Source organism: Arthrobacter gandavensis (genome assembly GCF_039528575.1).
Lineage (GTDB): Bacteria > Actinomycetota > Actinomycetes > Actinomycetales > Micrococcaceae > Arthrobacter_B > Arthrobacter_B citreus_B.
In genome coordinates this window covers 139,408-153,431 of the sequence record NZ_BAAALV010000001.1, presented here as the reverse complement: position 1 = coordinate 153,431, position 14,024 = coordinate 139,408, and the positions used below count along the sequence as shown (strand labels likewise).

11 protein-coding genes are annotated in these 14,024 nt (G+C 64.4%); 6 read left to right on the top strand and 5 right to left on the bottom strand.

Features of this window, described 5'->3' with window-relative positions; genetic code table 11:
- Positions 1-130 precede the first annotated feature (130 nt).
- Positions 131-619 (top strand): PaaI family thioesterase, encoded by a 489-nt coding sequence (locus ABFX29_RS00755; RefSeq protein WP_152228098.1) that lies wholly within the window; start codon positions 131-133, stop codon positions 617-619.
- A 158-nt stretch (positions 620-777) separates the two neighbouring features.
- A complete protein-coding gene (locus ABFX29_RS00750; RefSeq protein WP_246167528.1) occupies positions 778-1,803 on the top strand; it encodes an alkene reductase in 1,026 nt (341 codons plus the stop codon).
- 4 nt (positions 1,804-1,807) lie between these two features.
- Here ABFX29_RS00750 and ABFX29_RS00745 read toward each other — a convergent pair whose 3' ends face one another.
- Both ABFX29_RS00745 and ABFX29_RS00740 read right to left on the bottom strand, forming a co-directional pair.
- Complete coding sequence (locus ABFX29_RS00745; protein WP_246167485.1) at positions 1,808-3,844, bottom strand: MFS transporter; 2,037 nt, start codon at positions 3,842-3,844, stop codon at positions 1,808-1,810.
- Between the two features lie 77 nt (positions 3,845-3,921).
- Complete coding sequence (locus ABFX29_RS00740; protein WP_346038473.1) at positions 3,922-4,425, bottom strand: Hsp20/alpha crystallin family protein; 504 nt, start codon at positions 4,423-4,425, stop codon at positions 3,922-3,924.
- A gap of 239 nt (positions 4,426-4,664) precedes the next feature.
- Between ABFX29_RS00740 and gad the strand changes: the two genes are divergently transcribed.
- From gad to glsA, 3 genes are read left to right on the top strand one after another with little or no spacing between them, the layout of a single operon-like run.
- A complete protein-coding gene (gene gad / locus ABFX29_RS00735; protein WP_152228102.1) occupies positions 4,665-6,047 on the top strand; it encodes a glutamate decarboxylase in 1,383 nt (460 codons plus the stop codon).
- A 19-nt stretch (positions 6,048-6,066) separates the two neighbouring features.
- On the top strand, positions 6,067-7,836 hold the full coding sequence (gene gadC, locus ABFX29_RS00730; protein WP_211372383.1) for a glutamine/gamma-aminobutyrate antiporter GadC: 1,770 nt from the start codon (positions 6,067-6,069) through the stop codon (positions 7,834-7,836).
- Positions 7,833-8,786, top strand: coding sequence for a glutaminase A (gene glsA, locus ABFX29_RS00725; protein ID WP_152228104.1), 954 nt, complete (start codon positions 7,833-7,835; stop codon positions 8,784-8,786). The genes gadC and glsA overlap by 4 nt, the downstream gene beginning before the upstream one ends.
- 90 nt (positions 8,787-8,876) lie before the next feature.
- Here the strand turns inward: glsA and ABFX29_RS00720 are convergent, their stop codons facing one another.
- From ABFX29_RS00720 to ABFX29_RS00710, 3 genes are all read right to left on the bottom strand, one after another.
- Positions 8,877-9,626, bottom strand: a complete 750-nt coding sequence (locus ABFX29_RS00720) for an IclR family transcriptional regulator domain-containing protein (RefSeq protein WP_246167487.1) — start codon at positions 9,624-9,626, stop codon at positions 8,877-8,879.
- 152 nt (positions 9,627-9,778) lie between these two features.
- On the bottom strand, positions 9,779-11,605 hold the full coding sequence (locus ABFX29_RS00715; RefSeq protein ID WP_152228108.1) for a bifunctional sugar phosphate isomerase/epimerase/4-hydroxyphenylpyruvate dioxygenase family protein: 1,827 nt from the start codon (positions 11,603-11,605) through the stop codon (positions 9,779-9,781).
- A gap of 18 nt (positions 11,606-11,623) precedes the next feature.
- On the bottom strand, positions 11,624-12,496 hold the full coding sequence (locus ABFX29_RS00710) for a shikimate dehydrogenase (RefSeq protein ID WP_152228110.1): 873 nt from the start codon (positions 12,494-12,496) through the stop codon (positions 11,624-11,626).
- A 180-nt stretch (positions 12,497-12,676) separates the two neighbouring features.
- On the opposite strand from ABFX29_RS00710, the gene ABFX29_RS00705 reads away from it, so the two are divergent.
- Positions 12,677-13,990 carry an MFS transporter gene (locus tag ABFX29_RS00705; RefSeq protein WP_152228112.1) on the top strand — a complete coding sequence of 438 codons (1,314 nt, stop codon included), beginning with the start codon at positions 12,677-12,679 and terminating at the stop codon, positions 13,988-13,990.
- Positions 13,991-14,024 lie beyond the last annotated feature (34 nt).

Here is a 14,024-nt window from a genome sequence, read left to right as displayed (position 1 = left end):
TTCAGCCGGCTCGGACTCCGACTCCGTTTCCGTGGATTCAACAAGGGAATCCGGGGTTTCGGCAAGGGGGTCAGAGACAGGGGCAGAGGCCAGTTTGGCAGTTTCACTCACAGATGTAAGCCTAGTGGGCATGAGCGACATTTTCACGCCGGGCCAGGCCGGCCCCGCGCAGGGCGAACTCCCCATGCTGCAGGAACTGATCGACGCCGGGGTGCCGGAGGAACTGCACCCCTGGCTCGGGGAATCCGGCGTCGGCCCCCTGGTCGTGAAGCTTGGTATCCGCTTCCTGGAGATGTCCCCGTCCCGCATCGTGGCCACCATGCCTGTCGAGGGCAACCAGCAGGTGGCCGGAATCCTGCACGGCGGCGCCCACGTTGTCCTGGCTGAAACGCTGGGCTCCTTTGCCGCGTCGCTGCACGCGGGGCCCGGGCGCTACGCCGTCGGCATTGAAGTGGGTGCCACCCACCACCGGTCAGTTTCCAAGGGCCTCGTTACCGGCACCGCCACGGCCGTGCACCTGGGCGGAACGGTCACCACCCATGAAGTGGTGATGACGGACGAGGACGGCCGCCGGCTCTCTACTGCCCGCATCACGAACCTCATCCGCGAGGTCCGTTAGGCCCCCTCACGGGAATAGGCGCCGAGCCGCGGCAGTTGACCGCAGGTAACCCCAATGTGCAGGCGCCCGAGATTGTGCCTGCCGAAAGGAAGTACGTGCAGACAGATCTGTTTTCTCCCCTGAACGTTGGCGCCCTTCAGCTGCCGAACCGCCTGGTGATGGCACCCCTGACCCGGGTGCGCAGCGGCGCCGACGGAATCCCGGGGCCGCTGGTGGCCGAACATTACCGGCAGCGGGCCACGCTTGGCTTGATCGTTTCCGAAGGGACGTATCCCTCCCGCGAAGGTCAGGGATTCTCCGGCCAGCCGGGCCTGGTCACTCCTGAGCAGCTGGCCGGCTGGCGCCGGGTCACCGACGCCGTTCATGAGGCAGGCGGCCGGATCTTTGCCCAGGTCATGCACGCCGGGCGGGTGTCGCATCCGGAGATCAACGGCGGTTTCCAGACAGTCGCCCCCAGCGCCGTCGCCATCGACGGCGTCATCCGCACTCCGGCGGGCAAGCTGCCGCACGCCCAGCCGCGGGAACTGGGCGAGCTGGAACTGGACGAGATGCGGGACATCTTTGTCCGCGGTGCAATTGCAGCGGTTGAGGCAGGGTTCGACGGCGTTGAACTCCATGGCGCCAACGGTTACCTGCTGCACGAATTCCTCAGCCCCGCCTCCAACCGGCGCACGGACGGCTACGGTGGTTCACCGCAGGCGCGTGCGCGCTTTGTAGTGGAAGTCGTTACCGCCGTGGCTGCCGCCATCGGTGCGGACCGGGTGGGACTGCGTATTTCCCCGGAACACAACATCCAGGACGCGTGGGAGAAGGACAGCGAACAAACCCTTGCCACCTACGGCGCCCTCGTGGATGAGATCGCCCCGCTGGAACTGGCTTACCTGAGCATCCTCCACAACAACCCCGCCGGAGAGCTGGTGCAGGAACTCCGCCGGCGTTTCGGTTCCCCGGTGATGCTGAACACCGGATTCGCCGTCGTCACCACCCGCGAAGAGGCCGCCGGGCTGCTCGAGAAGGACCTGTGCGACGCCGTCGCCGTCGGGCGCCCCGCGATCGCGAACCCCGACCTGGTGCGCCGCTGGAATGAGGGCCTTCCGCTCAATGCGCCGGACGCGTCCACCTTCTACTCGGACGGCGCCGAGGGATACACGGACTACCCGGAGTACGCGGGAACCCCTGCCTGAGGGTCTAAATCTTCAGCACCGTCGACGGCGGCTCTCCGCCAAGCTCGACGTCCACCTCGGTGTCCGCAGAAGGCAGCACCACCAGCCGGGTGTGTGTAGCCCCTGACTGCTCGGTGACACTGAGCACGTAACGGCCCGGGGCTGGCAGCGGCAATTCGTAGCTGCCGTCCCTGGCCGAAACCGCTGAGAGTGCATGTGCATCCCCTGCCCCAGGCACCAGCAGAATCAGTGCGTCGTGCACCGGACGTCCGTGGTGGCGGATACGTCCGGTGAGGACGAGCCGGTGGCCGAAGTGGATCTCGCGGGATGCCGCAGGTCCGTCCAGTTCGAGGACCTCGGACACGGGAAGCCAGCGCCGGTGCGCCGCAACAAAGACGTAGCGCCCCGGACCGGGCAGCACCACTGTGTAGCTGCCGTGCTCATCCGTGCGGTCCCAGTCCACCGGTGTTCCAGCGAGGTCGGCGACCGTAAGGGTTCCGCGGTCGATCGCACCGCGGTCCCCCGGAGCGCGAAGCCTGCCCGATACGCTGAATGCCTGTTCCGGTCCGGGGCCTTCGGCCGGTTCGGCTTCTGTTCCGCGCAATCCCGCCCGGCCGGCATGCAGGTCGGGATGCGTTGCCTCATGCCGTGAAGCACGGGGCAGCAGCAGGCACAGGGCGGTGGCCGCAGCCGCAGCCAGGCCAGCGAGGATGAAAATCAGCCGGAAGGCATCCAGCGCCGGGAAGACGCGGCCGCCGACGCCGATGGTGATGGAAGCCAGGATAGTCGCCACGGCTGCGCTGCACGTCGAGGTGCCAACCGAACGCAGCAGGGTGTTCAGTCCGTTGGCGGCCGCCGTGTCAGTACGCGGGGCATTGCTCATCACAATAGTGGGCATGGCAGCCATGGCCATGGCGGTGCCGACGGAGATCACCACGGCACCGAAGATGATCCCGGCGACGGTGGAAACCAGGAAGGTGCGGCAGAGGTAGCCAGCAGCCATGACGGCACACCCGCTGATCATTGTCGCTTTGGCTCCAAAGCTGTTGGTGATGCGGGCGGACACCGGTGCGATCGCAACCATGGCCACACCGGAGGGGATCATGGTGAGGCCGGCAACCAGGACGCTGAGGCCGAACCCGAAGCCGGTGACCCGGGAGAGCTGCAGCTGCTGGGTGGTCACCAGCATGTTGGCGTACATCGAAAAGCCGACCAGGATCGCCGCAGCATTGACCACCAGTATTGGCCGCCGGGCGGAGGTCCGGAGGTCAACGAGCGGGTGCCCGCTGCGCAGTTCGAGCGGAAACCAGAGCGCGATCAGGACGGCAAAGGCGGCAAAGAGCCCCAGGACGATATCGCTTGTCCAGCCCCAGACCCCGCCCTTGGAGATGGCCAGCAGCAGTGCGGTCATAGCGCCGGAAAGCAAAAGAGCCCCGGTGTAGTCGAACCGGCCCTTGGTACGCAGGGTTGATTCCGGGACAAAGAAAAACACAGCCGCCAGGATGACCAGGGCAATGAGGGCAACAATCCAGAACGTAGCCTCCCAGCCCAGCTGCTGGTAGATCAGTCCGGCCATCGGCAGTCCGAGGGCGCTGCCAATGCCAAAGCTGGCACTCATCAATGAAACTGCCCCCGCAATCCGCCGCTGGGGCAGCGAATCGCGCAGGATGCTGATACCCACCGGGATCACGGCCCCGGCGAACCCCTGCAGGGCGCGGCCGGTGACGGCTGCAGCGAATGTGCCCCCGAGTGCGGCGATGAACCCGCCCGCCACCATCATGGCCAATGAGACCATCAGCATGCGTTTCTTGCCGAACATGTCCGCCAGCCGGGAAACGATGGGAGTGGCTACCGCCGCACTGAGCAGGGTCACGGTGACCAGCCAGGACACGTCGTCGGAGCTCACCCTGAACAGCCGCGGATACTCCGGCAGCAGCGGCACTACCGCAGTCTTCTCCAATGACACCGTGATCCCGCCCAGTGCCATGATGGTGGTCACCAGCCAGGCGGGTGACCTGCTTCCCCGGGATCCGGGCGGGATGCTCTGGCTCTGCTGGGACACTGGGCCTCCTGAGTACCCGCGCGCCAAGAAATCGGGGAGGGTCACCGCGTCGGGCAGCGCTGCCCTTTCCTGCGCTGTCAGGAGCGGCTGATGGGAACTTTCCGGCCCGTGCTGCCCTCGTCCTGGATTGGTACGCGGACCTCAAGGACCCCGTCCCGGTAGGACGCCGTCACGTCCTCCGTGCTGCTGCCGGCAGGCAGGGGAATGTCCCGGCTGAAGGAGCCGTACTTGAACTCTGACCGGTAGCCGTTCTTGGACCGGTTGGCTGACTCTTCCCGGCGCTCGCCCTTGATACGCAGCGTGCCGTCGGACACCGTTACGTCCAGGTCCTTTTCCGGATCGATGCTCGGCAGTTCTGCCCGCACCACCATGGTTCCGGTATCCCGGAACTCTTCCACCCGGAAAGCCGGGACTTCCCAGTCACCTTCGAAGAGCCGGCGCATGGGCTCAGGCAGTTCAAAACGGTCTCGTCGGCTCAGTCCAGCCATGGGGTTTCTCCTGCGGTAAACCGCTCCCCCGGCCTCCGTGCGCTCCTTGGAAGCTGCCGGCGCCGGGGCTGCTGCGGGAAACGGATAGATCATCTGAGGGTACGCGCGGGCGTGCGCCCGCTCAACGGTGACGGACCCGGGCGGCGCCCCCGGAGACAGCTTTTGAAGTACTTGTGGACGAATCCGAAACTACCTGCCCGGCACGACCACTGATACCTAGAACGGCGTGGCAGCCACGCGTATAGTCAATCGCGCGCACCCATGGGGCTTATCCGCCGCCGCACACCGCGGCAGGCATTCATGCTGGACACTCCTTAGGAGAGGTCGAAACCATGCCGCAGAACGATCCCCAGGACTTCCTCAGCCTCAACCCGGTGTTCTCCCGTGAGGGCGAAGACACCCAGATACCAAAGTACGAATTCCCGCAGGGCAGCATGCTGCCTGGCACCGCCTACCAGATCGTCCATGACGAAACCATGCTGGACGGCAACGCACGGCTCAACCTGGCAACCTTCGTCAGCACCTATATGGACGACCAGGCAAACCGGCTGTATGCCGAAACGTATGACAAGAACATGATCGACAAGGACGAGTACCCGCAGACGGCCGCCATTGAGCAGTACTGCTGGAAGATGCTGGCAGGACTGTGGCACTCCCCCGACCCCCAGGGAACCATCGGCACCTCAACCATCGGTTCCTCGGAAGCGTGCATGCTCGGTGGACTGGCGTTCAAGCGGCTCTGGCAGCACAAGCGCCGGTCCGAGGGCAAGTCCACCGAGAAGCCAAACCTGATCATGAGTTCGGCGGTGCAGGTCTGCTGGGAAAAGTTCTGCAACTACTTCGACATCGAGGCGCGTCTGGTTCCCATCAGCGAAGAACACAAGTGCCTCGATGGGTACGAGCTCGAGAAGTACGTCGACGAGAACACCATCGGAGTGGTCGCAATCATGGGCGTGACCTACACGGGCATGTACGAGCCGGTAAAGCAGATCGCTGCGAAACTCGACGAGATCCAGGCCTCCACGGGACTGGACATCCCGATCCATGTGGATGGCGCTTCCGGCGCCATGATCGCCCCCTTCATCCAGCCGGACCTCGAATGGGACTTCCAGCTTGAGCGGGTCCATTCCATCAGCACGTCCGGACACAAATACGGCCTCGTCTATCCGGGCCTCGGGTGGGTTGTCTGGCGGGAACGGCAGTGGCTGCCGGAAGACCTCATCTTCTACGTCAGCTACCTCGGCGGCGACATGCCCACGTTTGCGCTGAACTTCTCCCGTCCCGGCGCTCAGGTGGTGCTCCAGTTCTACATGTTCCTCCGCCTCGGTTTCGACGGCTATAAGAAGGTCCAGCAGGCCTGCCAGGACGTGGCGCTGTACCTTTCCCACGGCATCAGCGAGATCGGCCCCTTCGAACTATGGAATGACGGCTCTGACATTCCGGTCTTTGCCTGGCGCCTCAAGGAGGGGCATACGGACCGCTGGACGCTGTACAACCTGGCAGACCGGCTCCGGACCAAGGGCTGGCTGGTACCGGCCTATCCCATGCCGGACAACCTGGGCAACCTCACGGTCGAGCGAATCGTAGTGCGCAACGGCCTGAGCATGGACCTTGCGGGCCGGCTGCTCAAGGACATCCAGGACGAGACGGCCTACCTGGAAAACCTGAGCGCCCCCATGCCGGTTGAGCAGCAGCATCCGGGATTCCACCACTAACCTGAGGGAGGTGAGTGCAGTGAGCGATTCAACTGCATCAGCTGGCGCGGCTTCATCGACTGGATCTGCATCCGGACGCATAAGCCGCGCAAAGCAAAACGCAACCATTACCGTCGGCGCGCTCGCCGTTATGAACATCGTGGCCGTCGTCAGCCTCCGCGGCCTCCCGGCAGAGGCTGAATACGGCTTGAGCTCGATCTTCTACTACGTCTTCGCCGCCGTCGTTTTCCTGATTCCTGTGTCCATCGTGGCGGCGGAGCTGGCTACGGGCTGGCCGGAAACCGGAGGCGTGTTTCGCTGGGTAGGTGAAGCCTTTGGCCCCCGCTGGGCCTTCCTGGCCATGTTCATGCTCTTCATCGAAGTGACCATCTGGTTCCCCACCGTGCTCACCTTCGGCGCTGTGTCCCTTGCTTACACAGGGACGGACACGAATATTGACGCGCAGCTGTCAGGGAACAAGGCCTTCGTCCTCGCCGTCGTGCTGGTAGTGTACTGGCTGGCCACGTTCATCGCCTTCCGCGGTGCGGCGGCATTCTCCAAAGTCGCCCAGTGGGGCGGAATTGTGGGCACCCTGATTCCGGCCGGGATCCTGATAATTCTTGGGTTCTCCTACTACTTTGCCGGCAATACGCCGCAGATCCAGATGGGATGGGGAGAGGTCATACCGGACTTCTCCAACTTCTCCAACGTTGTGCTGGCGGCCAGCATTTTCCTCTTCTATGCCGGCATGGAGATGAACGCCATCCACGTCAAGGACGTAAAGAACCCAACGCGGAATTATCCGCTGGCAGTGCTTATCGCCGCTGCAGGGACAGTCATCATTTTTGTCCTGGGAACCCTCGCCATTGCGTTTGTGGTGCCGCAGGCGGACATCAACCTGACCCAGAGCCTCCTGACTTCCTACAACGACATGTTCGACTGGGCCGGCATTGGCTGGGCCTCGCCGATCGTCGCGGGAATGCTGCTGATCGGGGTGCTGGCCGGGGTGGTTACCTGGGTCGCCGGCCCTTCCAGCGGCCTGCTTGCAGTGGGCAGGGCAGGGTATCTTCCCCGTTTCTGGCAGCACACCAACAAGCACGGCATGGGAACTCACATCCTGCTTTTCCAGGCATTTATGGTGACGGCCCTGGGAGTTGTCTACGTGGTCCTGCCCTCGGTCCAGGCGGCCTACCAGATCCTGAGCCAGCTGACCGTCATCCTTTACCTGGTGATGTACCTGCTCATGTTCGCCGCGGCGATCTACCTGCGCTACAGCCAGCCGAACCGGCCCCGGCCGTACCGGGTGCCCGGCGGCGACCTCGGCATGTGGATCTTCGGCGGCGTCGGATTCCTGGGCTCGCTGATGGCCTTTGTCTTCAGCTTCATCCCGCCGGACCAGATTTCCGTTGGATCCCCGGAAACCTACGTGGGGATCCTGGTGGGCGGCGCGGTGCTGCTGATCATCCTGCCCATGGTTATCTACGCGTTCCGGAAGCCGCACTGGAAGGATCCGCAGGCCGAGTTCGTGCCGTTCACCTGGCAGCTGGAACACAAGCACCCGGGGACGGTCAATGAATCCTCGGCACCCACGGCGGAGCTGTCCGCGGAGTGGGAGGAGTCATTCGACAGCACCGCCGAAACCGGAGCTGCAGGCGGCACGGCCACCGGAACCACGGAAACAAGTACAGGCAAACATTCCGGCAAGCCGTCGCCAACCGGTGCCGGTTCCAGGGGTTCAGGACAGAGCGGACGAACGCGGGTACACCGGCCCCACACCGGACCGGCAGCAGGCGGGAGTACAGCGGTATGAAAATCGACAAGTCAGCCATCCAGGCTGCCGTCCAAACTGCCCACAGCGACTTCACGTCGGACCAGGGCGGACAGAACGCCAGCTACATCCCCTATCTGGCCTCGGTGGACCCGGCGCTCTTCGGCATCAGTGTGGTGACGGCCGACGGTGAGGTGTTCGAAACCGGCGACTCAAGCTTCGAGTTCGCCCTCGAATCGATCTCCAAGGTGTTCTCCATGGCCCGTGCCATGGACGAGGTGGGGTTGCCGCAGTTCCACGAAAAGGTTGGCGCGGACCCCACCGGCGAACCGTTCAATTCTGTGATCGCGGTGGCCCTGCACGACGACAAGCCCCTCTCACCGTTGGTCAACGCCGGAGCCATGTCCACCGTTTCGCTGATTCCGGCCGGAAGCGCCGAGGAACGGTGGCAGAAGATCCTGGCTACCCAGTCCGCGTTTGCCGGAAGGGAGATCAAGCTGAGCGACGCGGTGAACGACTCAGAGCAGTCCACGAACTTCCACAACCGTGCGATCGCCTGGCTGCTGTATTCGGGCGGAACGATGTACTCGGATCCGATGGAAGCCTGTGACGTCTACACGCGCCAGTGTTCCACCCTTGTTACCGCGGTGGACCTGGCCACGATGGGCGCCACGATCGCGGCCCGGGGAACCAACCCGCTCACGAAGAAGGCTGCGATCACCCACCCGGACATTGTTCCGCCCATGCTGGCGGAGATGACCATGGAAGGGCTGTACACGGCTTCCGGAGACTGGGCCTACCGTGTCGGGCTCCCGGGCAAGTCCGGCGTGGGCGGGGGTGTCCTGGCCGTCATGCCGGGGGTACTGGCCATTGCGGCGTTTTCACCGCCGCTGGACCCTGCCGGCAACAGCGTCCGTGCCCGGAAGGCAGTGGCCCAGATCGCCTCGGCGCTGAACCTCAACCTGTACAACGCCTCCGACTACGCCACCTAGCGTCGCCGGAAACCAGAACGGGCTGCGGCGGGGAGATGCGAACGGGTCCCCGCCGCAGTCTCCTCTCGCAGCCCCCGCCGGCGCCGCGGGCTATCCGGTAAGCCGGATGCCGTAGTCCGCCGAAATGTCTTCCGCCGCGCGCCTTAACCGCGGCAGCAGCACCTCTTCCAGACCCGCGTTCCTGCCGTATGACTGGTGCAGGGAAACGTTCGCAGCAGCAACCACCCGTCCGGCGCGGTGGACCGGCACGGCAACTCCGCTCAGGCCCTCTTCGTACTCCTCGCGGACAACGGACCAGCCCCGATCACGCACGTTCCTGATCTCCGTCAGCAGCGCTTCCCTGGAGGGTACGGTCTTGGCGGTAAAGCGCCGGACGTCCGACCGGGCCAGCCTGTCCTGCAGGTCGGCTTCGTCGAGTGACGCCAGCAGCACCCGTCCCATAGACGTTGCCCAGGCAGGGAAGCGCGTGCCTACATGCACCGCCACGCTGACCAGCCTCGGGGACGTAATCCTGGCGACGTAGACCACATGCACATCATCCAGGATGCACACGGACGCTGTTTCCTGGAGGTCCCCGGAGAGCGACTTAAGGTGCGGCTCCGCGATGGCCGGCAAGGTGAGGCTGGAAAGAAAGGCCGAGCCAATATTCAGCACGCGCGGCGCCAGCTGAAACCGGGTGCCGTCCGTGGACAGGTATCCCAGCTCGGTGAGGGTGAGCAGGAACCGTCTCGCCGCAGCACGGCTCAGGTCCGCCTTGGCAGCAACCTCACTCACGCTTTGCAACGGCTCTTCCTCGCTGAAGGCACCCAGCACTGTGAACGTCTTTTCAACGGATTTCACATACCAGCCACCTTGCGGACCGCCCATTGCGGATGCCCCCTGACCTGCACTTATGCCGGGTCCGTCCCGAACGTTCTCGAACCGATCCTAGCTCACATCCCGGGCTTGCCGGAGAGCGCACCGCCCGGCAAATCAACAGGTCAGGAACCCTGTCAGCCGTTCGCGAGGTACTGCGCGGCCAGCCGTACCGGAGCGTTGGGCGCACCGTAGCCCTCGTAGGAGGGACGGCGTTCAACCACTTCGAAGAACACGTTCCCCACGGTGGAGGTGTAGAAGTGCAGGAACTCTCCGTCAGCGTCCCGGTCGTAGAGCAGGTTCAGGTCTTTGAGCACGGCAAGGAACTTCGGATCGAGCCCGAATCTGGCATCGAGGTCCTCGTAGTAGTTGCCCGGCACCGGCAGGAACTGCAGGCCGCGTCCGACGGCGGTGTGTGCCAGTGTGACGAGGTCGCTGCAGGCGAAGGCAACATGCTGTGGATAGCCGGAGCCGTCGCCGTCGAACACCATCGGGGCAATGTTCAGGGCCATCCGCACGGCGCCGTCGCTGCTACGCATCACCTGGCTGCGGACCAGGCCCATCGGACTGGGGACCTCAACGCTCGGGCGGGGGGTCAGTCCAAGCGTGGATTCGTAGAAGAGCACTGCTTCGTCAAAGTGCTGCCATGGCTGGGACAGGTTGACGTGGTCCACGGCCGTAATGGGGCCGCCGGCCGGAACAGGTGTGCCACTGCCGAACTCCCGGATCCATCCCGGGCCCCCGGGTTCTGCCTCGCAGAGGAAGATTTCGGTGCCGTCTGGGGCAGCAACGGCTTGCAGGACTTCCTCGTTCGCCTGGCTGCGGCGCGGTACTGCGGTTGCCTTGAGCTGCAGGGCGCGTGAGGCGGCGGCGAGGGCATCCGGAACGTCCAGGCCGATGGCCGAGATGCCCGGTTCCATCCCGCGGGCATTCTGGCTGTTGATAACGACCCTGGCCCCGTTCTGGGTCCACAGTTCCACTGCCTTGCTGCGGTGCGTACCCTGGCAGGTGAAGCCGAGCTGGTACAGCAGGGTACGGATCGTCTCCGGCTCCCCCGCTTTGACTTCGGCGAAGTTAAAGCCGAGCGGCTCCCCGACGCCGGGAAGCGTGGCAAGTTCCATGGCCGTTTTGCCTGCGCCGGTTTCGCGCAGGTGGATGGAGGTCTGTTCGGCCAGCCGGATCAGTGAACGCATGGCATCGACCGCCGTGCGTTCCTCGGCTGCTTGCCGGAAGACATCGTTGAAAATCTCAAGCGAGACGGGGCCGTTGTAGCCGCTGCGGACCAGGTGGCCCATAAAAGTGACAAGGTCAAAAGCACCCTCGCCGGGAAAGACCCGGTAATGCCGGCTCCAGGACAGCACGTCCATGGACAGCTCCGGGGCATCTGCCAGCTGGACAAAGAAAATTTTCTCAGCCGGGATCTTCTCGATCGCAGCCGGGTCCCACCGGCGGGAGAGGATGTGGAAGCTGTCCAGGCAGGTACCCACGTTGGGGTGGTCCGCCAGTTCAACGATCCGCCAGGCATGTTCGAAGTCGCTGACGTACCGGCCCCAGGCCAGCGCCTCGTAGGCAAGCCGTACACCGTAGCGGGCGGCGGTTTCCCCCATCAGGCGCAGCTGTGCCGCGGCAACTTCGTCGTCGTCAACGGTGGCCGTGGCCACGTTGCTGCATACCAGCATGGTGTCGATGCCGAGGCGGTTCATGAGGCGGAACTTTGCTTCAGCGCGCCGCAGGTTGTCCGCCAGGACATCATCCGGCACGCCTTCGAAGTCCCGGAACGGCTGGTACAGATCCAGTGTGAGTCCCAGGGAAGCTGCCAGGGCACGGATCTGTTCCGGAGTGGAAGGAGAGACCACGAGGTCCTGTTCAAAGATCTCGACGCCGTCGAAACCCGCCGCGGCACAGGCGCGGAGCTTGTCCTCCAGGGTTCCGGACAGGCAGACCGTGGCGATCGACGTACGCATTCAGAAATCCCTTCCGGCTCAGAGGCCGTTGCTGACCATGTCTAGGAAGTGTGCCCGCATACGGGCCGGGTCCGGGCGAATGCCGGTGATGAGTTCAAACGCGTCCACGGCCTGGCCCACTGCCATGTGGCCGCCGTCGAGCACCCGGCAGCCCAGCGCATCAGCTGTTTCGATGAGCTTGGTCCGGACCGGCCGGTAGATGACGTCGGCAACCCACATTTCGGGCCGCAGTAAGGCAGCGTCCACGGGCATTCCGGGATGGGAGTGCATACCCACGGGGGTTGCCTGCACAAAACCGTCAGCCGCAGCCAGTGCACCGGGGAGGTCTTCGCCGGTTCCGGCGGCGATGCTCGCATCCGGAAAAAGGACGGAGAGGGCGTGGACACGTTCCTGGACCCTGCCGGAGTCCAGGTCGATCAGTGTCAGCTGAGCGGTTCCAGCCTTGAGCAGTGCATAGGCAACGGCCGCTCCAGCGCCTCCGGCACCCAGCTGGACCACCTTGTCCAGCGCAGCGCCCGGCAGGCCCGTGGAGAGTGCACGGCCGAATCCGGAGTGGTCCGTGTTGTGTCCAATGAAACCCTTGTCCGTCACGACTACGGTGTTGACGGCGCCAAGCCGGGCAGCGTCGTCGGACACCTCGTCGAGGTGCTCCATGACCAGCTGCTTGCAGGGATGGGTGATGTTGAAGGCGTTGAAACCGAGGTCGCGGCCGTACTGCAGCAGGTCCCCCACCTCTGTTCCGCTCCGGCCGTTCACCGAAAGGTCCACCGGACGGTACAGGTACTGCAGTCCGTTTGCCCGGGCTTCACTCTCATGCATGGGAGGTGTCAGGGATGCTGTGATCCCTTCGCCAATCAGGCCGACGAGCCAGGATTCGGTGGTGGTGCTCAAGTGGTTCTCCCTTCGGCGCCCGGGACGGGCTAGGCCCACGGTACCGGCCTGTTCATAAAATGCACAACTGTGCGCCATTCGCACACATGTGTTGCATCTGACTATGGCGCGGGTTACATTGTGGTGTTCGCATGAAGCACTGCTGTGCGTTTACCGCACACCATCCCTTGGAGGCCCCATATGAGCGCTGCACCGACGCAGTCCGCCCAAGCCACCGCCAAGACCCCGAAGAAGGCCGCCGCGGCGAGCTTCATGGGCAGCGCGGTCGAGTACTACGACTTCTTTATCTTCGGCACGGCCGCATCGCTGATCTTCCCGCATGTCTTCTTCCCGGATGCCGATGCCCAGGCGAGCATCATGTCCCTGGCAACCTTCGGCTTCGCCTACATTGCCCGCCCGGTCGGAGCAGTTATCCTGGGCCATTTCGGTGACCGCGTAGGCCGCCAGAAGATCCTCATGTTCACCCTGGTCCTGATGGGTGCCTCCACCTTCCTGATTGGCTGCCTGCCGGACTTCAACACCATCGGCTGGTGGGCTCCCACCCTGCTGGTGCTGTGCCGCCTTGCCCAGGGCCTCTCCGCCGCAGGCGAGCAGGCGGGCGCCAGCTCCATGACCCTTGAGCACGCCCCCGACGGCCGCCGCGCCTTCTTCACTTCCTGGACGCTGACCGGCACCCAGGGCGGCCAGATCCTCGCCGCGATGGTCTTCATCCCCGTCATGGCCCTGCCCGATGACATCAAGTACGGCATTGGCTGGCGAATCCCGTTCTGGCTCAGCGCCGTCGTTGTTGTGGTCACCTACTTCATCCGCCGCACGCTGCACGAAACCCCAACCTTCCAGGAAGCCAAGGCGAACAACCAGATCGCCAGGCTCCCGGTGGGCGACCTGCTCAAGAACCACTGGCGCGACGTCCTGCGCGTCATCTGCTGCGCCTTCATTGCCGCCGTTTCCACCGTGTACGGCACGCTGGCGATCAAGTACGGCACCGAAGTGGGCAACGTGGACGCCGCCATCACCCTGTGGCTGGTTGTGGCCGGCAACATCGCCGCCCTGTTCACCCAGCCCCTGTTCGGCATGGCTGCTGACCGCTTCGGCCGCAAGCCGGTATTCATCTACGGTGCGCTCTCCAGCGCGGCAGTGATGCCGTTCTACCTGCTGTCCATGGAATCCGGGAACTCGCTGCTGCAGTTTGCGCTCTCCGTAGTTGTCTTCGGCTGTGGCTACGCTGCCGCGAACGCAGTATGGCCGTCCTTCTACGCTGAGATGTTCAGTGCCCGGGTCCGCTTCTCCGGCCTGGCAATCGGCACCCAGCTGGGCTTCCTGATGGCGGGCTTCGCGCCGTCCATCGTTGCCGCACTCGGCGGACTGGAGCCCGGCGGCTGGGTAGTAATCAGCTGGTTCACCGCTGCGATCGCCGGTATCGCCTCGATCTCCGCACTCACCGCAAAGGAATCCTTCCGCATCCCCACGGCTGAACTTGGCCTGAAGAAGTAGCTCCTGCACCGTAACGGCCGGCACCGCGCACAGG